Raw genomic sequence first — 23,773 nt, 5'->3', positions numbered from 1 at the left:
AATCCTCCAGTGCTTGAACTCAAAAAGGGCGCTCCACTGGCGACCACCAACCTGAAGTCGATCCCCACGTCAGGGTCGCCCAGGGTTGGTACTGAACGACATCTGGATCTCGATATCGTCTATACCGACGGTCGCTTGTACAATCCGGCCACCGCTAGTTATGACAATGTCCACCTGCGCAGTTATGTAGGAACCGACACCAGTCCAACCCGTCCCTTTGTCGCCCCAACGATTGAGGTAACCCCCGGTGATACGGTGCGTGTGACGTTGAATAATAAGCTACCTGCTGATCCAAGCTGTATCAAACACGATGGCGACGTCAATGATCCCCATTGTTTTAACGGGACCAATTTGCATACCCACGGTCTGTGGATCAGTCCCACCGGAAACAGTGATAATGTTCTGCTGAAAATCGATCCCGGCGTTAGTTTTCAGTATGAATACAATATTCCGCCTGATCACCCTGCCGGAACATTTTGGTACCACACGCATTTACATGGATCAACCGCATTACAGGTTTCCAGTGGAATGGCGGGCGCACTGATCATGCACGGCGATCGTCCGCCATCTAAAACGAGCAATGGGGATATCGATACGCTGTTGAAAGACAGCGAAGGAAAGAGCTTCCAGGAGCGTATCCTGGTGTTGCAACAAATACAGTACGCCTGCTTGGAAAATGGCCAGGTAATGGAGGACAGCGACGGCAATGTCCTGTGGGATTGTCCAGCGAGCGTCAAAAATCCAATCTACGGTGTTGAATCCTACGATCAATTCGGCCCTGGTTCCTGGGGGGATTCCGGCCGTTACACAAGCATCAATGGCGTCATCTTACCTATCTTCACCGCCAAGGCGGGGGAGATTGAACGCTGGCGGATGATTCATGCGGGCGTGCGCGATACCATCAGTCTGGAATTCCGCAAATTAAAACCGAGCATCGCAGAGAGTAGCTTCAATACCCTCAAAGCGAAGGACGCCGATCGCTACATCAACGATAACTGCACAGGCGATGCTATTCCCTATCATGTTATCGCCGATGATGGACTGACCCGCGCCAAAGCCTGGCAAACCAAACTGTCTACCTTGCAGCCGGGCTATCGTGTCGATGCCTTGGTGGTCTTCCCCGATGATGGTAATTACTGTGTCATCGATACCTCGGCCCAGGCGGCGGCCAGCGTTTCTCAGACGGCGGAAAGCCGGCAGCTCTTGGGGATGGTGAAGGTAGCGTCAGGGGAGACAGTTCACGACATTCACGAATACTTGAAGAAACGCTTGATCGCTTCCGCGAATAAATTTATGCCGGCGTCAGTGCGCGACGACGTTGTGGCTGACTTGCAGGACGATTTGAAATTCACCAGGTTCACGCCTCATCAGGATATTGCGGAGAGTGAAGTCACCGGTAAGCAGGAGCTGACATTTTTTATTGATACGACCACGTCCGATGTGAAGTTTGAAGTCAGCAACTTTACGGGGATGTCGAAAACCGAGCCTGGCATGCCCATCGACCCGAATCCCTACGACCCCGATCGGGTAGACCGGCTTTTGACCCTGGGGGGAGTGGATGAATGGGTGCTGGAATCCCAGTACGCCAGCCATCCGTTCCATATCCATGTCAATCCTTTTCAAATTGTGAAAATTCTCGACCCTAACGGCCGGGATGTCAGCGCTCCCGACGCTGTGGATGACGCGAGTGGCGCTGCAGATCCCCAATATCCGGGATTGAAGGGGGTGTGGAAGGATACCTTGTGGGTGAAAAGTCTTATTCCCACGGTCCAGGCGCCAAAGGGTATCTACACCGTGGTGGTGCGAACCCGCTACCAGCGCTATATCGGCGAATATGTTCTGCATTGCCACATTCTCGACCATGAGGATCAAGGAATGATGCAGAACGTCAGTATTGTCCTGCCAGACGGCCAAGGCGGCTCGGTCGCCCCGGGCCATCACTGAATGACTCAGGTCGCTGAGGTTGATTGACTCGGCTCAGCTCAGCATGAGCTTCAACCTGGCGTCCTGCTCTTCCAAAAAGGGAATTCTTATGTCAGAGAATGAGAGGCCCGTCAGTGGTGTTCCGATCAAATCTCACCGGACACTTTTCATAGAGCGTTTTCATCGCATAAGACGTTTTTCCAGTACTCACCGCACTATGCCCGACGCACCTATTCAGAAAAGCATCACTCAAAGGCGTAGCCCTCGTGCATATGATTGCAATAACAATATTTATCCTCACCCCATAACAACCGAAACCCAACCACAGCTAGACGAACAACCCAACACCACCAAACAAAGAACCATCCCCCAAATACCAACAACCTCACCACCGTTCGCCCTGAGCCTGTCGAAGGGCCTTCCAGAGCGCCAAAAAAAACAGTGCGCTCCAAGCTAAGCGAGGTAAGACCAAACATTGGAAATAAAACAAACCATCGCCAAACTCAAACAATGGGACCAAGCAGCAGGCAACGTCGCAGTCACAATCATCCGACTACTCCTTCTGGGTCACGGCTTCTTCATTCTGGCCAGAAGCGCGTCGAGGACGTTTGATCGCCTTAGCTTCCTGGAGTCCTATACGGAAACCATCGCTGCGCATGTCACTGAATACGTTCTGCTTGTGTACTGGTTTTTTCCACTATTCACCGCTCTATGCCTGGCATACCTATTCAGAAAAACATCATTCAAAGGCGTAGCCCTCGTGTACTTGATTGCTGTAACAATGTTCATCATCACCGCATAGCCACCGAAGCCTACCTAAGCTAGACAATCAACCCAACCCCACAAACTAAAGCCCCATCCCCAAAAACAAACCCCACCACCGTTCGCCCTGAGCCTGTCGAAGGGCTTTTCAGGGCTTATGAGCGAGGAGCGCTTGAGCCGCACTGTCGTTGAATGAAGCAGACGTTGGAGGGTGTGCTATCTTTTGCTCATAACTAGACATGTTATCGAAGTTGATGGTGATCGAGTGCTGACGAGGTGCAGAAACTTGTTCAAGCTATTTGATTTATTACGGTTGCTTAGCCCCACACTGTCGCCAGCCGACTGTAAATTACATATGGCCGTGTGGAACGGAAAAGAGCATCCCCTTGATGTCTTTCTTGCGGGAGATTTCGAGGAGTGGCAGCGATGGCAAACGAAACGAAATTTTGAGCGCCGGTTTGTAGTCTCTCTAATTAACATTCATGGCACGGACAACTGGGTCTTTGGCGGTCTATACGAGCAAATAGGGGTTGAGTACAAGAAAGAAAGCAATGATTTCTATTATGACTTAGAGCAAGTGCAATACTGTGCTGAGCTCTCCGGCCGCTTGGTTGTTAAATTTAGCCGAAATTTCCGGGCGTCATACTTGTTGGCTGAGCGGTGGAGTGAAGATCTATTGGTATCGGAACTCAAATCAGAGCGACTCACCTTATCGGAGTTTCCAGGTTTTAAATCAGTGAATTTGTCTAAGCGGGAATTAGATTGTGTCATTCGTCAGAGCATCCCATCTTGGAAAGGCGCGCTCTCCTCAGTCTCTGGGGTTTATGTAATATCAGACACGATGTCAGGCAAACTTTATGTTGGCTGTGCGTATGGAGAAGGCGGTATATGGAGCCGCTGGTCACAGTACTCGTCCTCGGGACATGGCAACAATGTAGAACTTCGAACGCTCTTGAACAACCTTGGCGCCAAAAGCGCTGAAGCATTTCGTTTTTCAATTCTTGAAGTAGCGGATGTGCACGCCAATAAAAATGAAGTTATTACGCGCGAAACCCATTGGAAGGAAGTCTTGTTGTCCCGCACACATGGCTACAACTTGAATTAGCCAAAGGGTTAGGGACTTAGGGTCAACTGAGAGCGAGAAAGTAGAGCGGCTTAACGGCCTTTCCTAGAAATAGAACAATGTAGAGAGGTTTCTACTCCACCGTTCGCCCTGAGCCTGTCGAAGGGCCTTCCAGAGAGAAAGACTGGAAACGCTGTGAGTCGTATTCGCCGCTGGCTGAGGAAATATGAGTGGGACTGCTATAATTTATATGGCGATAGAAAATATAGTATTGATTTGCCAGCTTCGAGAATAATGTTTGTGCCTTTTAAGTATGAGAAATTGTCTAAAAGTCAACTGCAAAAGGATTTTCTCAACTTGTCAGATAAGGTTAATGATATTGCTAAATTGTAACGCGGTACGAATAGTTTATGATTATATCCGATAAAATTTTACGTTTTTTGCTTTTTTAATATTTTAATTTAACAAATATTAATGGGGCGGATATAAAAATACATGCGAGCTTGGCGGTGGCGGTATTTTTGCTTCCTCTTTCTTTGTTTTTTGCGAATGCTAAGTACACAGTTGCAATATTCTATTTTTACTTATTGTTGATTGTTTTTCACGAAATAGGTCACGCAGTCGTTGCTAAGTTTTTGGGGTTGAATGTGTTGGAGTTGCGTATCGGTATTATACATGGTTCCTGCACATGTAATGGCTTTAACTCAGAGAATGATAGAAGAAAATATTTTATGGCGTGGGGAGGGGTTTTATTTCAGTTCATATTATTTGTTCTGTCATCGATATTAATGGCTGTAGGACTTAATAAAGCTAATTGGTTATTATTCGCATTCTGTTGGTTCATGGTTACCGTTAATGTAAAACTTATAATCTTAAATTTACTCCCTGTTTGGAAGTTTGATGGGGTTCTTGCTTGGAAGGTGTTTAACAAGCCTGGCAAAAAAAGAAAAAAGAAAAATCCGTTTAAGGTGGTTAAATAGTCGTCCCTGTCCCGCTCAGGTGGCGATAGCCATCGAAGTGTGCTTCACCAACTTGTTATGTACTCTCAAGGTAAGCTTGTTGGGTTGTAACCAATACTGGAAATCTAAAGGATGGCTCTGTTCTCGTTTTCAGCGCCTCCACTTGCAGCATTGCTTCATTTGGCTCAGTTTTACAAAGTACACACAAGCGAAAGTTCTTTCCTTCCATATCCGGATTATTCTCCAATACCTGTCCACTGGCTATGTATTCCATATATGACGAAAGTTTCTTAATCATAAGATTGTAACGCTCAATCTCATCAACAATATCACCAGAGTCAACGGCAATAATATCGTAGCCATCAAAGTGAGGGCTTTGAGCAATCACATCTATTAAATCTGTATTTTTTAAGCTCATAATCTCGAAACCTCAAAATTGGAGGGGCGCATTATGGTCCCTTGCTCGTGTTGTTTGAATCGCCACCAGCTATCGAATTTTTACCGAACTGCCATACACGGCCATTGTGCTGTGAACTTATAGACATCTGGGCTTAATGCGTAATCATCGTTCTTAAAGTCTTCCTGAGCCTCAAGGCGATGTTTATTAGTTAATGAAACTGGAGCATCCGCATTCCAGAGCAAAACCAAATCACGGCTTGGTATTGTAAAAAGGACTTCATCACCCACGTGCTTTTTAACGAACGCTTGAACCGCGGGCAGCAGCATGCGAACAGCTGCAAAGTTATCCTCGGCTTCCAGCCAGACGACAGTCGCTCCTGTTGGCCTTGCTACCTTCATGTGAACTTTTGACGTATCGTCTCCCAAAGCGTCAATCGATGAACTCAGGAGACTGTCTCTATTGTATCCAAGGCCATCAAATTCGCTCGTTAACAGATAAGAATAGCCAGACTCGATAACTTTCACGAAGCCAATTGAAACTTCATTGGTAAATGGAATTCCAAAGACGCCATATTCGTCACACCAGTTGCTTGGACAAAACTGTGGCCAAAAATCGCTCATACTATTACTCCATCTCGGTGGTGCGTTGACTTATCAGCTAGTGATACGAACAAGACGGCACAGCAATTCTCATTACTTTCCCCAGGCAGCATCAACCCTTAACAAAAACAAAATCCACCCACCCCGGCTCAACGACTCGCTCCCTACCAAAACTCTCTACCGTTTCAACAAACTCAAGTTCCAAACCGTGCAAGAAGGGAAGGAGGTCGGTTGCATCTTCAACAATACGAACCGGATAGCTGCACTCCACTACGTTCTTTTCCAAAGCAGGTTTATCGCCGGTGTCGTTTAGATAGTAAAGGTCCGTCCAAACGCCTTGTTTTTGCTCCCGGCGCGAGAGGTCGAAAGCTGGCGTCGCTCTCACGGATTTTCCATTAAGCGTGAACTCATAATCTATCGCCTGATCCCAGTAATCCGGATGAAAGTAGCTGAGGGAGGCTTTGCCGCCAGGCTGCAACTGTCGGTCTATCATGGTGAAGAAGTTGCGCAGGTCTACATCACTGGTCAGCAGGCAAAATGAGTTATAGGCGGCGAAAATGCGACCAAACCTCTTATCGCTGGAAAATGTCAGGACATCGCCGACGTGCTTTGAGGCGTCTGGCAGGCTTATCTGATCAGAGTAGCAGGGTAATATTTCGACGGTTTCTAACGAGACGCCCTGTTTAACCAGAAAGTTGCTGACCCGGCCAAACCCGGCGAACAACTCAAGCGTTGCATGCCCCCGGCAAAAATCCAGATAGTAATTCAGGTCGTCTGAGAACTCGCATGAGTGCGCTTGATATAACTGATATGGGTCCATCTTTCGGCGAAAATCCTTTCTTTACTGGTTTTCTAGAATCAAAAAAACGCTGCATTTTACCTAAAGCGCTTTTGAAATTAGAAGGTTATGTTGTCGAGTGATTGGAGGGCAGCGCGTGCCACAGCCAGCTAGCATTCAGTAAGAAATCCCTATAAGGTGATTAATCTGTTTCTACTTCACTGATTTACCTCGTTATTCGAAATCGAACCAGAAATCAGGCGAATAAGGATTTGAGGAGGAATGATGGCGGTCGTATTAATGACGCTGATTGGCCTAACAGTGGCCGCATGGCTGTGGCTGGCGTTAATGGCCATTGTGGCGGTGAAAAACGATGACACATTGGAACGGGGCCAAAAGGCGCTACAGGTTTTTATCATACTCATTGTTCCTCTTTTCGGCTCCTTAATGGCGCTCTATCTGATAAACCAGTACTCGCCTGAAGCCATACCGCACCGGCTGATCCCATGGCCGTTCAAAAGCTTCCTGAACAGCGCCAGTCCTATACGTAACTCCAGCCGCGATGATAATGACGACCAGGGATTCGACCTGGCCATTAGTTCACGTCAGGATGGCGGTGTGTTCGATATGGGGTCAGATGGCGGCGGCGGTGGAGGAGGCGACTAGGTCTCGATAACCGCTCGGCGCTCCCTCTCATCACCCCACAAATACGCCAATACTCACTCAGTTTCGTCCTGTAGCAAAAGCCAACCAAACATAACAACTTTCCGGGCCTGAAACCCTTGCCAATTCCTCTTTCTAGCCTAGTTTTTAAACACGGTGGTAATACTGGCTGAGGGAGGTTTTATGCGTTTGTATAGCTACAAAATGACCCACGATTCAGGCTTTGCGCCCAATCCATTTGGCGAGTGGTTGACGTTGGCGACTTGCAAACCCTATATACGAATGAACGATAACGTTGAGAAGGGAACGTGGATTGCTGGCTTTTCATCCGTTGCTTTAAATCACGATGCAGTAGGTTGCGAGCGACTTGTCTATTTGATGGAAGTGTCGGAGAGGCTATCCATCGGGGACTATTATAAAGACTCTCGCTTTCAGAATAAGATTCCAGATATGTCGGCGAAGAGCGCGATAGAGCGAGCCGGAGATAACATTTACGAATTACTGCCGTCAGGCGACCCAAAAGATTACACACACTATCGGCAGGTCAAGAATCCTAGCCACTGGGATATAAAGCAGGATAAGCCTCATATGGGGTGTCAGGAGGAAGATATCTCAGGTAAGTATGTGTTAATCGCGAAAACGTTTTATTACTTCGGTTGCGAGCCGCTGGTGATCCCAGACGAATATCGTCCCTCTGTCCCTAAAGGCTCATCAGTTTATGGAAATCTAACGGAAGGGGACAGAGCCAAAGCGTTTATTGGCTTCATTTGCGATCAATACAAAACAGGCCTCATTCATCTACCCCACACATTCGACGCCGACGAAAAAACATGTGGTAGCTGCGCCCCCAAACCTGCGGAAAAAACGCCCAAAACGACGTGTGCTCCCCCTAATCAAAATCCCTCTCGCCAGGCAACCACGCAATCACGTTAAAACGCTCGGCGATTTCCCGGTATTCCGGTTGCTGGCGGAATTGTTTATAGGCGATGGCGAATTCGTAGGCGAGTTTAGAGCCGCTTTGGCGGCTGAAGGCGATGTACATGGGTTCGGAGGGGAAGAGGGCGCCTTGCAGCGGTTGTACGACGTCTTCAAGATTTTCGATGGCGGTTTTACTGCGCAGCATGGCGTTGGAGCCGCCCAGTATGGCGTCGTAGCGGTCGTTGACCAGCATAAGGAAAAGTTGCGCCATGGTGACGGTGCGTTGTTGCAGTGGGTAATTGTTGCGGATTAACGCCATCGCCTCGTCATTGATGTGATAGCCGGTGGGGACGGCGACGCGCCAGCGAGAGACGAAATGCTCCAGTGGCGGGTCGTATAGAATTTCACTGGCGCGGGATTTTTTAATGTAGATCGTGCTCTGTGAAATGTGCAGAAGATTGTCGGGCAGATAAAGGGCGAATTTCTCCCGCTCAATGGACTTCGCCATGTAGGTCACGGCGTTCACTTCACCGCTTTCCAGCATCTTAATAACGCGGGTCCAGGGCAGGCGCACGAACTCCACTTTCCATCCCATACCAGCCGCCGCCTGCTTGACGACCTCAGTATGAAAGCCGGTCAGCTCCCCGGATTCCGCAACAAATTCAAAGGGCCTATTGTTGGCCTCCTCCATGCCGAGAATTAAGGTTTGCGCAAGCGCTCCCTGCGTAAACAGCGCAAACCAGAGCCACAGAGCATAACGCATTGATTCTCCTCCCAGCCATTAGAGTCAGTATAGTAACGATCTCACCGGCTCTCGATAAAATTGCATGAATCCGCTGGAATACACGGGAAGAAAAATGGTCGCTGTTGGGAATTGGAATTGAGCTATTCCTGTTCACCCAACCGGACTAGCTAAAAATCCCTGCGACATTTTGCCGCATCCATCTCACGTAATGGCTTCATTACTATGCCCTTTTTCTAACATTTATAGTAAGGGGACGTTATGCGCCTGAACCGCGCGATTGGAGCTGTAGCAAGCCTTGCGCTGCCATTGGGGGCGGCGGCGGAAGAGGCCACCGTATTGCAAACCGTGGAAGTGGTGGGTGAACGGCCCGCGCTGGTGAAGGAGCCGACGGCTTTACAAACGGAAGTCATGGCGGAGAAACTGGAGGACATCAACAGTCCAGAGGTATCCGATGCGCTTAAATACGAGCCCAACCTGGTCGTGCGCAAACGTTATATCGGCGACCGCAACGCCACCTTGTCCTTCCGCGAAACGCACACCACCCAGACCGCCCGCGCGGTGGTGATGGGCGACGGCATTATGCTGAGCAACTTTCTGGGCTCCAGCTTCAACTTCGCGCCGCGGTGGGGGCTGATGCAACCGGAAGAGATAGAGTGGATCGAAGTGTTATACGGCCCTTATTCCGCAGAATACAGCGGCAACGCCATGGGCGGCGCCGTTATCATGCACGGCCGCATGCCGGAACAGCGTGAGGCGCAGGTGAGCGCTGGCGTGTTCCTGCAGGACTTCAGCGCCTACGGAACCGAGGACACCTATTTCGGCTACAAAACCCACGCTTCCTTTGGCGACAGACAGGGCCCCTGGAGCTATTTCCTGGCGACGGACTGGCTGCAGAACGAAGGGCATCCGCAAAGCTTTGGCATCGCCTCCGGCAGCGGCGGCGCGCCAGTAGGCAATCCTGTGGACGGCGCGCATGAGTATCCGGCGGGCGGATATCTGTACAACTCCGCCGGACGCAGCGACATCGGCGAAAGCGTCACCAAAATCAAACTCGGTTATGACATCAACGACCGTCTGCAGGCCAGAATGACCCTGGCGTATCTGGATCGCAACGAAGATAACCTCAACCCGGAAACCTATCTGCGCGATGCGGACGGCCAGCCCGTTTACAACGGCGAAGTGGACATCGACGGCGCCAGCTATAAAGTCAGCAGTCAGCGTCTGGGCGAATCCGAAGCGCGGGATCTGATCTATGGCGCTGAGCTGGAAGGCGCGCTGGGGCAGGGGTGGGAAATCAAATCCGCTTTGTCCTTTTATGATGTGCTGGAGCAAAAGCAACGTCGCTCAGGCACGAACTACGAAGAGGCGCAAAGCAACGGCGCGGGAACCTTGACGGAAGATCAGGGAACCGGCTGGGAAACCTTTGATGTTAAATTCGCTCATCGCCACGACGGCGGCTGGATGGGCGACCGCGTTCTGTTTGGATACCATTTCGACCGCTATCGCCTGGATCAGGCCAGCTACAATACCTCGCACTGGCGCAGCGACGATATCGCCAGCCTGAGCGGAGATTCAGAAGGGACTACGCGCACCCATGCGCTGTTCGTAGAGAATGAATGGACGCTGGCGCCGGCCTGGAGCATGACCCTGGGCGCCCGTCAGGAGTGGTGGCGCGCCTATGACGGCGTGCTGGCGCGGGACTTCGGCGCCGATCGCGTGAGCGCGGCCTATCCAGAGAGAAGCGAATCCGATTTGTCGCCGAAAGCCAGTTTCAGCTACCGCCCCAATGCGGACTGGAGCGCCACCTTGTCGCTGGCGCTGGCCTATCGTTATCCCACCGTGGGCGAGTTGTACCAGGGCTCTATCGACAATACCGGCGCTTTCAACGCCAGCTTTGACCCGGATTTGAAGAAAGAAAAAAGCTTCGCCAAGAACCTGACTGTGAAACGCCACTTTGAAGATGCGTCGTTGACTGTCAGCCTGTGGGAAAACGATGTGGACGACGCCATCTACCGTCAGACCAATGTCTTCACCGGCGTCACCAACTACCAGAATATCGACCGCGTGCGCTCACGGGGCGTGGAAGTGGTCACCGGTTTCAAAGACGTGCTGACGGCGGGTCTGGACCTGGATTTCAACCTGTCCTTCACCGATGCGGAAATCATGAAAAACAGCGCGTCGCCGGAATCGCAAGGCAAGCAGTTTCCCCGGGTTCCCAAATGGCGCGCCAACCTGCTGGCGGGCTATCAGGCCACCGAGCAGCTGCGTTTCGGCGGCGGCGTCCGTTACGCCAGCGACCCCTATGACAGCCTCGACAACAGCGACGGCGACCGCAGCGGCTTCGGCTACACGGACAGCTTTCTGGTGTTCGACGCTCGCGCGGTTTACGCCCTGAATGAGCATTTCTCTGTCGCCGGCGGAGTGGATAACTTCACCGACGAACGCTATTACGTCTATCACCCGTATCCGGGTCGAACCTATTATGCGGAGGTCAAATGGAAATATTGAATCTGCGCCTGCTGCGGGTCGCTGTGATAGCGGCCACAGCGGCTATCGCATCCGGCGCCGTCAGCGCCCATGGCGGCCATGACGATAAAAAAGGCGGCCACCACGGCGCCGCGGCGCCGGCAGGTCCTTGCGCCGACCCCACGGCGCTGCCGTCGCTGAACTGCGCCAAGTCGCCCACACCGGCGTTTGGCCGCGATGGACGCTTGTGGATCACCTGGTATTCCCGCGGTCATATCTACATTCAGCATTCCGACGATAACGGCGCGACATTCAGTGCGCCGCAGGCGGTGAATGCGACCCCCGAGCCGGTGGACGATCAGGGCGAGGACAGGCCGCAGTTGGCGCTGGGCCCGAAAAACGAAATCTATCTGTTGTGGACCCGTAAGCTGGACAAGCCCTATACCGGGCATATCCGCTTCAGTCGCTCTTTGGACGGCGGCCGCACCTTCAGCGCGCCGATCAATGTAAATGACGACAAAGACGTCATCGCCCATCGCTTTCCGACATTTCGCGTGAATGACCGCGGCGAGATCTTTGTGGTCTGGGTGGACAAACGGGATCTGGTCGCCGCCAAAGCCGCTAACAGGGAATACGCCGGCGCGGCCCTGTATTATGGCGTCTCCACGGACAATGGCGCGTCCTTTCAGGCCAGCCGCAAGTTGTCGGATCACTCCTGCGAATGCTGCCGCATCGCCATGGAGCTGGACGAACAGGGACTGCCGGTAATTTTGTACCGACAAGTGTTTGACGGCGGCGTGCGCGACCATGCGCTGATCAGCTTCAGCGACCTGACCACCCATAGCGCGCCGCAGCGGGTCAGCGACGATCAGTGGAAGCTGGATGGCTGTCCTCATCACGGCCCGGCGTTGGCGGCGGCGGACGGCAGACAACATCTGGCCTGGTTCACCGCGGGAGAAAACCGTCAGGGACTGTTCTACGCCCACTCAACCCAAGACGGCTTCAGCAAGCCCATGGCGTTCGGCGGCCCTGGCGCGGAGCGACCGATGATTGAAGCCTTGGGCGACCGTGTCGTACTCACCTGGAAAGCCTTCGCTGACGACCGCACCCGCACTTTCATGCAGGTGTCCGAAGACGGCGGAGATACCTGGAGCGCCGCCGCCGAAGTGGTCAATACCGAAGGCGCGTCGGATCATCCCTTGCTGGTCAACGATGGCGCCAAGATTTATCTGTCATGGCAGACGGCGCAGGAAGGCTATCGTTTGACGCCGCTGGACTCCAGCGCGGAAGTGGCGGCCAGCGCCTCGATCAAGGACGCCGGGGATCATCATAAGCATAAGGAGTCGTTGTAATGCGACGGGTATTGCTGATGCTGGCGGCATGGATGATCGCTTCCGCCGCCAGCGCCGAGGTCAAGCCGTTCACCGCGGACAGCGTCAAAGCCATTCAACAACAATGGGATGGCGAACCCTACCTGATGGTGCTGTGGTCCATTGATTGCCCGCCTTGTCACAAAGAGCTGGAGATGTTGGGCAGTCTGCTGAAGGATGATCCCGACCTGGCGGTGACGCTGGTGTCGACGGATCAGGACATGCCCGAAGCGCAGGTCAGGGAAACCCTGGCCCAGTATAAGATTGAGTCCGCCGATAACTGGCGCTTCGCCGATCCGGTTCCGGCGCGCCTGCGGCAGGCGATTGATCCCTCCTGGTATGGGGAGTTGCCGCGCAGTTACTTTGTGTCCTCCAACGGCGAACGTAAAGGCCGCAGCGGCCTGCTGTCCGAAGACGCCATTCGCAACTGGCTGCAATAGTCTTATCTCCCCTTATCTCATTACGGCGGCGCAATGATCCGCGCCGCAACTTCGCCCTCCGCCTGGTTACTGAGTCAAGGTGGAGGGAGCTCCAAGATTCCGATCGCCTGAACGCCTTAACCTGATTGACCTCTGTCGGTCGGAATCGTCGCCCGTCCCGTATATTTAACCGCTAATCAGAAACAGATATGAGGAAAGGCGATGGATATAAAAGACTTTAATTCCTACCTGGACGACCTGAGCCAGCGAAGTCCTGATTCGCAGGTGTCGGCGTTGACGGAGATCTATCGTGACGAGTTCAACCGTCAATACGATCAAGTCAAAAGCAACGGCGGCAACCTGGGCGCCATGCAGGATTTGCTGGAGATGATTCTGCAGCAGCTACGGATGATCCTGAATGCGGACGGCTCACAAGGAGCCTCCGATCATTCCCAAAACAAGAAGACCGGAGGCATTGACGGCGTATGCGGCGTCAGCGATCCGCCTGCGCTGAATCTGGGCGTGCATAAATCCAATAAAATCGCTGAAATTGATCCACAGGACACGCCGATCAGCTTTGATTCAACCCTGAGCAACGCCATGCCCAAGGGACGTCTGTCCGATTCCGAAGGCAAAGAGGTGGCGATGCAGGTGATGGATAATCTCATCAAGGACTTTGGTCTGACGCCGGAGCAGGCGGCGGGCGTTGTCGGCAATCTGTATATGGAGAGCGACGGCATGAACCCGCACATTAACCAGTACTCTCAGTTCAGCCAGGGCGCTTCTGATCCGCGCGCTTTCGGGAATCCCACCAACGACCGGGTGCAGGACAGCACCGGTTATGGCTGGGCGCAGTGGGGCGAGTCGCGTAAGGATGGACTCATCGCCTTCGCCGAGAACAACGGCATGGACCCGGGCAGCGCCGCCGCCAACTATGGCTTTCTGAAGCATGAGTTGTCTTCCACCTCAGAAAGCGCGGTGATCGGCAAGCTGAAGCAAACGGACTCGGTGGCTGACGCCATGGTGGTGTTCAGGCAGGATTTCGAACGGGCGGCGGTAGGCTCCTCAGCGGATCAGGAGCGCCTCAACAAAGCTAACGAGATATACGAGCTGTACAAGAACAGAGCCGCATAGCGCCTGTTAATCCGGCGGGCAAATAGCCTTCCTTCTATCTATTTGTCTGCCTGATTAATATTGTCCCACATGATGATTTAAGCGCGGTAGAACAAGCGCTACCCAAGATATTGAAAGGCATTACGAAACCTGCGCGTAACGAAGCCATGGTGAAATGACGGGTATAAACCTTTTCTTTTTCTCCAAGACCTTTACTCTTAGTGAGGGCATAAGCGTAGTAGACAAGCAGACAAGGTAATCAATGGATATCGAAGATAAAGTAAAAAGAAAAGACGCCATTCGGAAATATATTGGCGTATTGGGACCCGAACTGAGAAAGCGGCACGACAAGAAAAAATACTATAGCGGCGACGAAGTAAAACAGGCCCTGGCCGCCCTGGAATTGTCCGAAAAATTCATTGCCTTCGCATTGGCGCTCTATTGCAGCAAAGACGAATACGAAAAAGCCATGCCACAACCCGGCGGTAAAATCATGAACTACGCCGAAGCCAAGACCGTCGCGCTGAATATCGCCCTGGCGGGGAGTTCTTTGGGAAGTGGCGAAGGAGAGTAGTTGGTTGAAGGGATGCATTTTATTCATTCTCATGACTCTTTGGGGGACGGCGATGGCGGCGGAAATTATCTATAAATCAGCGGACGGCGGAGTGCCGACTTTGCAGGAGTTGGGGATGTTGGTGAAACAGCAAGGGCGGTGACGTGATGGGCGCCGCATGAAAAGGTGCGCCATTGCGGCCTTGGAATCTTGTTGTTTACCGCTTGGTTACCTGGAAGCCGATATGTTTTAAAGTTAGACTCACAGCCAACCTGATAGTTATGTGGAGGCGATATGATTTCATGGGTAGTTAACGTAGTTGGATTATGTCTGTCCTTCTATTTCACGGATCTGACGTCCGAGTCTGTTTTTGCAAGCATCATCTGTCCTGTTCTGATTGCGCTGTTTTTAATCTCTATTGCGTTGAAAACCGCCGTAGCCACCAACGGCTCTCGCGGCTACTCCCGCGACGGCGGAGGCGGCGGCGGCTTCTTTGGCGGCGATGGGGGATGTGGCGGCGACGGAGGCGGCGGTGGCGGGGACTGATAGGAAAGCGCCGAATGTTAACGCTCTTTCGGCGAATAACCGAAATACTTACGAAAGGCGGCGCTGAAGTTCTCCGGGTGCCGATAGCCTAAGGTGTAAGCGGTCCAGGAGACCTGCTTACCCGCTTCCAACGGCGAGCGTTCCTTATTCTTTCTTATCTTCTTCTAACCTAACCTGCTTTTTCTCACTGAACTGACCTCTGAGCTTCTCACCCGTAATAGTGAAACTTAATCATTTCATCATCGTCGCATTCTTCTCATTTTCATCGTCTGGATCAATAAGTGACCGGTTGCCGGGCGAGTTACATATTGAAACAAGTTATATATTGTTATGAAATGCTTTTCATAGGGCGGTGCGCCGCTCTGTGTGATTGATAATTTAAATTTTAATGTTTGCTCTATGGGTATGCCTGATCAACAGAATCTGTCTGCTTGGACAAGTTTTATTGATCAATGATTAATTTATTCTTATGAATATTCAATAAGTTAAATAATTTGAGTTGTAATAGTTATCTTGTTGGTAAATTAGTTGTGGCTTAATTAGGATTTTTGAATGTCAATAGGTGTTAGACTAAAGGCTAATTCCCTGATTATTTTTTGATTGATTAACTGAATTTGCGTTTATTTATTTGGATGTAATGATTGCTGAAATAAACCATATGTATTAATCAGCCAGCCAACAGGATAGGCCCAATGATAGATATGTATAAACGTTTTGGTGGGTCGTTCTCTGAATGAATAAAAGGACGATGATAAATATAAGGACCTAATTATGCATTACCTGTCGAAATCTTTTGTCCCCTCGGCGCTCGCAGCCAGCGTGATTTCACTGCTAGCGCCCGTCTCAACCGCTCAGGCGAATGACGATATACCCAAGTATCAGGATAAAGTATACGCAGCCCAGGATATCGCCGCCTTGAAGGATACTATCGTTCGCGATCCGGACTTTTATGTTCCTTTGACTTATCTGGCGCACTTCCTGGGCTACGGCTGGTGCGGCGGAACCGCTTCCCAGAATGTGGGTGAAGATTTCAGTATTACCCGCAATGGCGATCAACAATATACGTTACAAGCTAATTATAATGGCAGTGATCCTTACTCTGGAGGATACTGGGCGGATAAGCGCTTAAAAATGTCGCTATCCGATCTTAAGTTTTATACCAACCCCGGCTCACTTAAATTGGGCGATCCCCAGGTCTATGACCGCGAGCCGTTAAAGACCATTACTGCGGTGGTATATAACCGTGGCGATACGGAAGATACCGCCGTCGCCACATTACAATATGACGAAACGAAAAGCTGGTCGAAACAGGAAGATTATTCTTTCTCTGAAACAATAAGCATCAAAAACACATATGAATTTGATCTTAAGATTTTCGGAGGAAGCACTGAAATTACAGCAGGCTTTACCGCCAATCAGGGATGGAGCGAATCCAACGGCAACAGCGAAACCGTCACTCAGTCCGCGCAGTATCGGGCGCTGATGCCGGCGAACTCCAAGCGCATCATCACTCTGACGGTATTCAAGCAGAAAGCCGACATTCCTTATGAATCGGAAATGGTGCTGGGATACAACGTGGCCATGGAGAACTTTCTGCGCTGGGGCGGCAACGCCAGAAACGACCATCCCACAGATCGCCCTTGGGAGAACTATACCTTTGGCGCCCGCAACAATCTGAACGGTGCGGAAGATATCCTGGACCAGTACGCGCATCGCAGTATCCAGAACTACGGCCAGTGGGACTGGAACTGGATGTTGAACGAATACGGCGCCGGCGGCGTGAAGTGGGCGGTGGGCAATATCAGCAAACGCCGATTCATTGCGCCGCTGACTGGTAAGTTCACCACGGTCGACGGCAGTCAGTTCAACATCGACGCCAGTGCGCCGATCTCTCTGGACGGCGACGAGATGCAGATGGCGCAGCAGTCCGCCCGCACCAAACGCAGCCTTGGCGGTAACCTGGAGATGGAAATCGTACGCGTGGATGACTACAGCTACGATGACACAGTCACCAATCTTACCTTCACATTGGACGATGGCTTGAAGTCTATGTAATTCAAGCGAGCTCGCACGCTGATTCTGATCAGCTCCCCTTTGGCGCGTCACTGCCCGGTGGCGCGCCGTTTTCGTTTTACGGCTTAAATTTCTTGCGCTCTTGAAATGATTCGCCCGGTCCAAGTGAAAGCGTGCTATTTTGGAGGAATCAGGGCTTCCTAAGAGTCCATAAACTAAATGGACGCGATTTATGAAGTACTTTTCGATCTGGCGTAGCGCGGTAAGCAGCCTAATATTGTTGCTCTGCATTGTCGGCGGCGCCAATGCTAAAGACGGGCATCCCGCCAACTCTCATCCTCTCCCTTATGGTGACAACTGGGAATGCGATCGTGGCTATCGTCAGAAGAATAAATCCTGTATCGCCGTTGAGGTTCCTGCACATGCCTACCTGAGCGCCTACGGCCGTTCCTGGGACTGCGACAGAGGATTTCACAAGGAGAGCGAAAGCTGCGTGGCGATTACCGTTCCAGTCAATGGCTATTTGGATAAAAGCGCCTTTCATGGCTGGCGCTGTGAGATCGGATTTAGAAAGCAGGACGGTCAGTGTGCGGCCGTGCATGTGCCGGCGAATGCGTACCCTACCTACGAGTCCCATGGCAGAGGCTGGAAATGTGAACGCGGCTTCAGGGAAATGGATAACGCCTGCCTGGCGGTAAAGGTTCCCGCCAATGGTCACCCTGTCTATGAGGTATATGGAAATGGCTGGGCCTGTCTGCGGGGCTTTAAGGAGGATGGTGATCGTTGCGTGGCGGTCAACCTGCCCGCAAACGCCTTCCTGACGGAAAAAGGCGACGACTGGGAATGCGCCCGCGGCTATAAGGCGGACAGAGACACATGTAGTCCCATTAAACTTCCCCAGCATGCGCATCTTGATAACTCCGGCAACGGTTGGGAGTGCGACAGCGGCTATCGTGAGAAAAGCGGTCGTTGCGATCAGAGCTGGTGATTTGAGTTTTTTATGACCGGAGACATTGAGATTTCTCTATTGAGTATTAGATTAATAATCTAAGAGAAATAGTTTGATAGGAGCTCTGAATGCATGCCGAGACATTAAGAAACGTTCTGCACTGGACCAAGGAATACCATCAACGACTTTCAAAATCCCTTTCTCAGTCCGCAGGGCTCCATGAGAATGAAGGAGTCCGTTTGCTGCTGGACTATCTGGCTCGGCACGAAACGCTGCTCTTCGACGTGATCAACGGCTTCGAACAAACCAGTGAGGTTAAGGCTCTTAACACTTGGTGTTACGAATATCTGGAGATGCATCCGACTCACCCCTTGGCCGATGGAGAAATCCATTACGAAACGCTGAATGCCGCGGAAATTATGGAAACGGTGATGGATAAGCACCGGCATATTGTTGAACTGTATCGTTATCTGCACGCCAAGGCGGCGACGCCATCCACTCAGGAGCTATTGGAGAACCTGATGAAGCTGGAAGAGCACGAGGCGATGTTGATGTCGCAGAACGGCAATCGACTGGACGAAATGTGATGGAAGAAATGAGCGGCCTAACCCGCGCCGCTCATTCCCTGAATTAGCCCTCTGCAAAACGCGTCCCCGAAGATTTCCCCCCACTTGCTCGCGATAGACGCAAGCTGCAACTATTAATCAGGCAGACAAATAGCTTCCTTCTATTTGTCTTCAACCTTCTATTTGTCTGCAACGACAGGGCCTGCCCATGTCAGGCCCTGTCTCCCGCGGCTCTCCGCCGCGCAGGCGCATCCATGCGCCAGATAAAAACATGTCAATATCATTGCCATATTAATAAAAACCGATCTAAGCGTTAGTTTAGCCCTAATGTCCCGGATGACAGGTTGGTTTTATGCGTCATAAACTGGCCGCAAAGAAAACAATATAAAAGTTGTACATAGAATTCCCTGAGCTTTCGCCGCTTGCCTAAAACATCGGACCAGGAGGGAAGGAGCTATGCGACAAACAGGTCTGTTATCAGCGCTGATCATCTCAACCGTCGTGTGGTCGACGGAGCCTTCCAAAGTGGAGGCTAACCGCGCTTATTCATTGTCCGCGCCCGCCAATGTTCGTGATTCGCCGCCCAGCACCTTTCTCTACATTCTCGGAGACAAAAAAGGCTCCGTGGCGAAAGACGACAGCGTCGTCGTGAAAGAAGTCAAAAAGATCAACACCCTGACGGGGACTCAGTATTGGATCAACGTTGAGCAGGCCGAACCCGGGGCTGCGAACGACAAGAGCGGCTGGGTTTACATCGGTAAGGACGGCGGCGAGTCCATCCTGATGGAGGAACGACAATGAACGAGTTTACGCCTTTTATCACCCAGATGGTCTTGCTGGGCGTGATTCCTTTCGCCGCCTACTTTCTCGGCGTCTATATCCGCATAACCGTTTTTCCCTCCCCGCAAAGTCTGGTTATGAAACATCAGTTTCTAGTGGCGATTCCTCTGAGCGTCATGGTGATCGCGCCATTGATCGTGACGTTGGGGCAGGCCATCACCGACGCGGAGAATTTGTCCGCCTACCTGATCACCATCGGCGTGATCATCGAGCACGGTCTGTTTATGAACGAAGCCGTCTGTGAACGTTTCAACGCCAAACTGCAACCGGCATAACACACGCGCAAATCCTGCAAAAAGACCCGGAGAAAAGGAGACCACCATGAACAAGGCATTGGCTACCCTCGTTTTAGCGCTGGCTTTAAGCGCTTGCTCAGGGCTTTCACTGGTCAGTGATTATGATGAGGTTATAGACAGGGGAAGCATGGAGCTTTCCGAGCAATTGAATACCCACGTGAAGAACATGGCGGATCTGGCGGGGACGCCGGAGGGAACCTACGAGAAAAACAGGCCAGCCTATAATGCGCTGGAATCCAAGCTGGACGCCATGATCGCACGCGCTTCCGCCGCGTCGGAAGGCAAAGCCTGCAAACTGGAGAAAAAGCTCTACAAGCGGGTGACCACCATGATGCGCGACAAAATACCTACTGAAATCGCACAGAGCGGCATGGAAGCGAACGGCAATGCGGATGGCTGTAATGAGAAGCTGTTGTCGCTGGTGAAAGACCAACTGCAGTTCATTGAAGAAATTCATCGTGACGGCGATAAATGCGGTCCCAAAAACCTTTCCTGCCTAAGACCGGCGACATCCAAGACTGCGCTGGCTATCGCCAACCAGTCCATTAACGCCGTATCCGTCGTCGAAAACGCGAAGAAGAACTAATCCTGAGAAGAACTAACCCTTGAAAGAAAAGGAGACAGCCATGGAAATAGACGCGAATGATATCTATGAAAAAATTATCCAGGCGGCGGAAGCCTCCTTCAAAGAAGGCTGGCTGGCGGTGAAATCATACGCCCCCGCTGAATTCAGGAAGATGTCCGTGCAATTGGCGGATGTGGCGCAGAACGTGGCGCTGTATCAGGCGGACAAGAACCAGGGCTATTCGCCGAAGACCGCGAAGATACTGGTCAAAATGCAAAGAACCTCCTGTGAAGCCGTGCTGGTCGCTATCACCCAACTTACGTTGATAACGGTGCAAAAGGCATTGAACGCGATCATGAAAGTGCTGAGGAATGCCTTTGGCGGCGTGCTGGCGGCGGTGGTGTAACCTGGCTGTGTTACGATTCACTCTCTGTGCGCGTCAGTACAGCGGTTCCATGACGCGCAAAATTTTCCTCCAAAAAAACAGATAAAAAGTCACAAAATCGCCTCCCAGTATTTAACTGCCCGCCAAACCGCCCCTCCATACACTCATAACACATCCTGAATGAGACCAACGCCGCGCGGGTAGGGAAGTAGCGTTAGCCGGCGCGGCGGTCAGCTCAGTGAGATGGAACTCGTCGAGACGGCCATGATGACCTGCTCAGTCGCCTCGACGATATATATCGACCTCCATGGATATAGGGGTTCACCATGAAAACAACACTCATTTCTCTCGTCATGGGCGCGGCGATCAGCGTTGCATCGTCCGCCAGTTATGCGGATGTGGAAGGCTCCACCACCTATCTGAGTCATGTTGTCACCGCCAACGGCGCAGCGCACTATCTGCCGGTTAACCTGTCGTTCTACGCCAGCACTACCGGCACGCGGGCGATCTTCTTCAACGGCGAATGCGCCGTGCAATCCAACGATAATTCGACCTGGTACGACATCAATATCGAAGTCACCAGCCCCAGCGGCGTAGTGACTGTCATTGCGCCTTCCAACAGCGATAACGCCTTCTGCACCGGCAAAGGCAATGGCGTCCTCGGCAACTGGTCCAGCAATGAAACCCACGGAACCTACTACGCCTCCACCGTAGGCTGGTACCGGGTGCGCGTGCAGGCGCAGCTGATCGGCTACGGCGCAGGGGAGAGCGTCAGTATTGACGACATGTCATTGATCGTGATGGATTGATTAGAACGATTTTATAAATAAGTCTAAAAGGTCGTTGTGGAAACAGGGCTCAAATCGCTTGAACTAAGCCGCTTCCACCTGTCTAAATAAGTTCGCCGTCCATGCTTGTAGCAGTGTGTGGACGGCTGCTTCCAATCTTCAGATTTCATCCTGCCCCACATCATTCGATTGTTTTCTTCGTTAGGTCGCTCTCAGTACAGGAGGGATCGGTGCTATTAGCTGAGTTCACCTTGTTCACACGTGCCAATCCTACTTGTAGTTCCAATGTCCTAGAGGGAGCGGACGATTCAGAGTAACGTCCCAAAAAAGTAAAATATTCTTGCATTGTAATTAATTGTATCTTGTCGCGGTTGTCCTGCTATATCGCCGCCATGACTGGATATTTTGCTTAATCAGGGATGTCGTTTCATGTATTCCACTCGTCAGTACGAGTTCAAACATTGGACAGATTTAACCATTGTTGACTTGTCTTTTGTTGAGTCTCCATTCTTCGCCGCCAGCTACGCTGAACGCTGTTTAAACCACGATATGAAGGTCAGCGAAATCGTCGGTAACCTCTCGGGGTCTAATTTTCGCTCTGCTTTCGGCGCCTTTCCCGGGAGAGGGACGCCGTACTTTCGGAAATGGAAGGAAGATTTCGTCAGGCTGGTTGAGCGCGGCGACATTCTTCTGGTGTTTAAAGACGGTAAAAAGCCATTTAGTCCGATTGCAAGGCAGGAAGACGAAGGCGTCTTTCCTACTAACTCAGATCCTGTATTGGCTGAGCGACTGATCGCTCGGGCGAACCCAGAGCCACCTCCGCCGCCAGTATTAAACGGACTACTAAAAGACATTCCCTCATTGAACGGTAATTTGTGGTGGGAAAGTGTTCCTGCTGAACGCCGTAATTATCTCCCCCCGCCATTCAAAAGGTCTGAAACGCCTGAGATCGCTCAAGCAGAACCTGATGAGGCGACCAGTCTGACCGAAGATGAGCGTGAGGAGGCCTACAGAGATTTCTGGGAGGCCAAAAAACAAGGAGACGCCTCCGCTATTCTGGCAATGGAAGAAAAGTTGGGGGATGAGTTTTACCACTCGCTGGAAACCGGCGGGGGTGGCCCTTTCGGGAAGTACTATGCTATACCGAAGGAGCGAGCGGAGCTGATGCTGGAAGGGCTACGCGTCATTGAACGGGGAAGCCCCATTGACGATGTAAGAGCATTCGATAACAAGATCAGAAACATCCGTAAAGACCTGATCAACGCCAGTTCAGACCCCATCGCCGCCAGACGCAGCATCGAAGTCATCTCACTGGAAGGACTGAGCGAACGCGTAGCACTGGAAGACGTCGGCTCATTTGTCACCGAAATTCCACCCAGACTGGGAGAGTTGGAAGAGATCTATGCTGGGGCCATTACTGCAGTGGTTGGGCATCCGGCGTTAATGGGGTTGAAGCCAGCCCTCAAGGGAGAGAATAAGGAGGGTAGCAACACCAAGGCAGTCTATGGCGCAGCAGCGTCTCGGAAGCAGGATGAATCGTTGTGGAAGTGGAATCAAAATGCTAAATCACCAGAAGACGCAGTATTCTTAGCAGATGAGTTTGGCGCATTTAAAGATGTTGTCGATGATATAAGGCCATCAAAACTAAATCCAAATGTTATTGAAGTTATTACGCATGATGGGCTAACTGCTAGATTCGCTTTTCTTGAAGACGAAGCTGTTAATACAATAGTGGCACAGGGCGGCGTTTTTGATGATGTGTGGGCGTATTATCAACCAGGCAAGCGATTTGCAACAGCAGCTGATGCGGATTTAATTGAAAGCGGAGTGTTTCCTGTCTCCCCAGATAAGGTAATGGGTGTGGATGATATATTTAGCAATAAAACAATTACTGTTAGTGTTAAGAAAAGCTTGCTTAAGTCAGATCAAGGTATAGCATGTATTCTTTCTCATGAATTCCATGAAGTATATGGGCTGTATAAGAAAGTAACGAAAAATGGTATTTTATATCGTGACTTGCAGTTGGAAATTGATGGTTTGCACGGGCAGGCGGTAGATATTGGAGACGCCATTGCTAAAAAGAAGGGGTATTGA

The 23,773-nt window shown here is 51.3% G+C and carries 27 protein-coding genes; 22 read left to right on the top strand and 5 right to left on the bottom strand.

What is annotated here, in order from left to right:
- Positions 1 to 9: 9 nt before the first annotated feature.
- The 4 genes from HCH_RS16070 to HCH_RS34270 all read left to right on the top strand — a co-directional run bounded on the left by HCH_RS16070 (position 10) and on the right by HCH_RS34270 (position 4,728).
- Positions 10 to 1,944, top strand: a complete 1,935-nt coding sequence (locus HCH_RS16070) for a multicopper oxidase family protein (protein ID WP_202945257.1) — start codon at positions 10 to 12, stop codon at positions 1,942 to 1,944.
- 1,027 nt (positions 1,945 to 2,971) lie between these two features.
- Positions 2,972 to 3,790 carry a GIY-YIG nuclease family protein gene (locus tag HCH_RS16060; RefSeq protein ID WP_041599624.1) on the top strand — a complete coding sequence of 273 codons (819 nt, stop codon included), beginning with the start codon at positions 2,972 to 2,974 and terminating at the stop codon, positions 3,788 to 3,790.
- Between the two features lie 153 nt (positions 3,791 to 3,943).
- Positions 3,944 to 4,141 (top strand): hypothetical protein, encoded by a 198-nt coding sequence (locus tag HCH_RS33850; protein ID WP_011397391.1) that lies wholly within the window; start codon positions 3,944 to 3,946, stop codon positions 4,139 to 4,141.
- A 116-nt stretch (positions 4,142 to 4,257) separates the two neighbouring features.
- Positions 4,258 to 4,728, top strand: coding sequence for a M50 family metallopeptidase (locus tag HCH_RS34270; protein WP_011397390.1), 471 nt, complete (start codon positions 4,258 to 4,260; stop codon positions 4,726 to 4,728).
- Between the two features lie 55 nt (positions 4,729 to 4,783).
- On the opposite strand, the gene HCH_RS16050 is transcribed toward HCH_RS34270, so the two are convergent.
- From HCH_RS16050 to HCH_RS16040, 3 genes are all read right to left on the bottom strand, one after another.
- A complete protein-coding gene (locus HCH_RS16050) occupies positions 4,784 to 5,125 on the bottom strand; it encodes a DUF6572 domain-containing protein (RefSeq protein WP_011397389.1) in 342 nt (113 codons plus the stop codon).
- A gap of 80 nt (positions 5,126 to 5,205) precedes the next feature.
- Positions 5,206 to 5,727 carry a hypothetical protein gene (locus HCH_RS16045; RefSeq protein WP_011397388.1) on the bottom strand — a complete coding sequence of 174 codons (522 nt, stop codon included), beginning with the start codon at positions 5,725 to 5,727 and terminating at the stop codon, positions 5,206 to 5,208.
- Positions 5,728 to 5,818: 91 nt separating this feature from the next.
- Positions 5,819 to 6,526: a hypothetical protein gene (locus tag HCH_RS16040; protein ID WP_011397387.1), complete on the bottom strand. Its 708-nt coding sequence runs from the start codon at positions 6,524 to 6,526 to the stop codon at positions 5,819 to 5,821.
- Between the two features lie 243 nt (positions 6,527 to 6,769).
- Here HCH_RS16040 and HCH_RS16035 point away from each other — a divergent pair, with 243 nt between their 5' ends.
- On the top strand, positions 6,770 to 7,150 hold the full coding sequence (locus tag HCH_RS16035) for a hypothetical protein (RefSeq protein WP_011397386.1): 381 nt from the start codon (positions 6,770 to 6,772) through the stop codon (positions 7,148 to 7,150).
- A 180-nt stretch (positions 7,151 to 7,330) separates the two neighbouring features.
- Complete coding sequence (locus tag HCH_RS16030) at positions 7,331 to 8,080, top strand: hypothetical protein (protein WP_011397385.1); 750 nt, start codon at positions 7,331 to 7,333, stop codon at positions 8,078 to 8,080.
- On the opposite strand, the gene HCH_RS16025 is transcribed toward HCH_RS16030, so the two are convergent.
- Positions 8,037 to 8,828 carry a substrate-binding periplasmic protein gene (locus HCH_RS16025; protein WP_011397384.1) on the bottom strand — a complete coding sequence of 264 codons (792 nt, stop codon included), beginning with the start codon at positions 8,826 to 8,828 and terminating at the stop codon, positions 8,037 to 8,039. The genes HCH_RS16030 and HCH_RS16025 overlap by 44 nt on opposite strands.
- A 240-nt stretch (positions 8,829 to 9,068) precedes the next feature.
- Between HCH_RS16025 and HCH_RS16020 the strand changes: the two genes are divergently transcribed.
- From HCH_RS16020 to HCH_RS15995, 7 genes are all read left to right on the top strand, one after another.
- On the top strand, positions 9,069 to 11,318 hold the full coding sequence (locus tag HCH_RS16020) for a TonB-dependent receptor (protein WP_011397383.1): 2,250 nt from the start codon (positions 9,069 to 9,071) through the stop codon (positions 11,316 to 11,318).
- Positions 11,306 to 12,628, top strand: a complete 1,323-nt coding sequence (locus HCH_RS16015) for a sialidase family protein (protein WP_011397382.1) — start codon at positions 11,306 to 11,308, stop codon at positions 12,626 to 12,628. Before HCH_RS16020 ends, HCH_RS16015 begins: the two co-directional genes overlap by 13 nt.
- Entirely contained in the window at positions 12,628 to 13,086 is a 459-nt protein-coding gene (locus tag HCH_RS16010; RefSeq protein ID WP_011397381.1) for a TlpA family protein disulfide reductase, read from the top strand. Before HCH_RS16015 ends, HCH_RS16010 begins: the two co-directional genes overlap by 1 nt.
- Before the next feature lie 201 nt (positions 13,087 to 13,287).
- Entirely contained in the window at positions 13,288 to 14,199 is a 912-nt protein-coding gene (locus tag HCH_RS32435) for a phage tail tip lysozyme (protein WP_011397380.1), read from the top strand.
- Between the two features lie 241 nt (positions 14,200 to 14,440).
- Positions 14,441 to 14,752 carry a DUF6559 family protein gene (locus HCH_RS16000; protein WP_011397379.1) on the top strand — a complete coding sequence of 104 codons (312 nt, stop codon included), beginning with the start codon at positions 14,441 to 14,443 and terminating at the stop codon, positions 14,750 to 14,752.
- Positions 14,753 to 14,756: 4 nt separating this feature from the next.
- Positions 14,757 to 14,894 carry a hypothetical protein gene (locus HCH_RS34265; RefSeq protein ID WP_011397377.1) on the top strand — a complete coding sequence of 46 codons (138 nt, stop codon included), beginning with the start codon at positions 14,757 to 14,759 and terminating at the stop codon, positions 14,892 to 14,894.
- 131 nt (positions 14,895 to 15,025) lie between these two features.
- Complete coding sequence (locus HCH_RS15995; RefSeq protein WP_011397376.1) at positions 15,026 to 15,277, top strand: hypothetical protein; 252 nt, start codon at positions 15,026 to 15,028, stop codon at positions 15,275 to 15,277.
- A gap of 17 nt (positions 15,278 to 15,294) precedes the next feature.
- On the opposite strand, the gene HCH_RS33190 is transcribed toward HCH_RS15995, so the two are convergent.
- The gene (locus tag HCH_RS33190) at positions 15,295 to 15,408 is read right to left on the bottom strand and encodes an AraC family transcriptional regulator (protein ID WP_011397374.1); all 114 of its coding nucleotides are present in this window, start codon (positions 15,406 to 15,408) and stop codon (positions 15,295 to 15,297) included.
- Between the two features lie 640 nt (positions 15,409 to 16,048).
- Between HCH_RS33190 and HCH_RS15990 the strand changes: the two genes are divergently transcribed.
- The 9 genes from HCH_RS15990 (at position 16,049) to HCH_RS34450 (ending at position 23,773) form a co-directional block, all read left to right on the top strand.
- Positions 16,049 to 17,332, top strand: a complete 1,284-nt coding sequence (locus HCH_RS15990; protein WP_011397373.1) for an aerolysin family beta-barrel pore-forming toxin — start codon at positions 16,049 to 16,051, stop codon at positions 17,330 to 17,332.
- Positions 17,333 to 17,522: 190 nt separating this feature from the next.
- Entirely contained in the window at positions 17,523 to 18,278 is a 756-nt protein-coding gene (locus tag HCH_RS15985; protein ID WP_011397372.1) for a hypothetical protein, read from the top strand.
- An 89-nt stretch (positions 18,279 to 18,367) separates the two neighbouring features.
- Complete coding sequence (locus tag HCH_RS15980) at positions 18,368 to 18,826, top strand: hypothetical protein (protein ID WP_011397371.1); 459 nt, start codon at positions 18,368 to 18,370, stop codon at positions 18,824 to 18,826.
- A 435-nt stretch (positions 18,827 to 19,261) separates the two neighbouring features.
- Entirely contained in the window at positions 19,262 to 19,606 is a 345-nt protein-coding gene (locus HCH_RS15975; protein WP_011397370.1) for a hypothetical protein, read from the top strand.
- A complete protein-coding gene (locus HCH_RS15970) occupies positions 19,603 to 19,920 on the top strand; it encodes a hypothetical protein (RefSeq protein ID WP_011397369.1) in 318 nt (105 codons plus the stop codon). Before HCH_RS15975 ends, HCH_RS15970 begins: the two co-directional genes overlap by 4 nt.
- 46 nt (positions 19,921 to 19,966) lie before the next feature.
- Positions 19,967 to 20,527 (top strand): hypothetical protein, encoded by a 561-nt coding sequence (locus tag HCH_RS15965; RefSeq protein WP_011397368.1) that lies wholly within the window; start codon positions 19,967 to 19,969, stop codon positions 20,525 to 20,527.
- A 40-nt stretch (positions 20,528 to 20,567) separates the two neighbouring features.
- Complete coding sequence (locus tag HCH_RS15960) at positions 20,568 to 20,912, top strand: hypothetical protein (protein WP_011397367.1); 345 nt, start codon at positions 20,568 to 20,570, stop codon at positions 20,910 to 20,912.
- A 305-nt stretch (positions 20,913 to 21,217) separates the two neighbouring features.
- Positions 21,218 to 21,700 (top strand): hypothetical protein, encoded by a 483-nt coding sequence (locus tag HCH_RS15955; protein WP_011397366.1) that lies wholly within the window; start codon positions 21,218 to 21,220, stop codon positions 21,698 to 21,700.
- Positions 21,701 to 22,108: 408 nt separating this feature from the next.
- Complete coding sequence (locus tag HCH_RS34450; protein ID WP_011397365.1) at positions 22,109 to 23,773, top strand: hypothetical protein; 1,665 nt, start codon at positions 22,109 to 22,111, stop codon at positions 23,771 to 23,773.

This window comes from Hahella chejuensis KCTC 2396 (genome assembly GCF_000012985.1).
Classification (GTDB): Bacteria; Pseudomonadota; Gammaproteobacteria; order Pseudomonadales; family Oleiphilaceae; genus Hahella; species Hahella chejuensis.
Note: the sequence above shows the minus strand (reverse complement) of the source record. Positions and strands in the feature narration are given on the sequence as shown.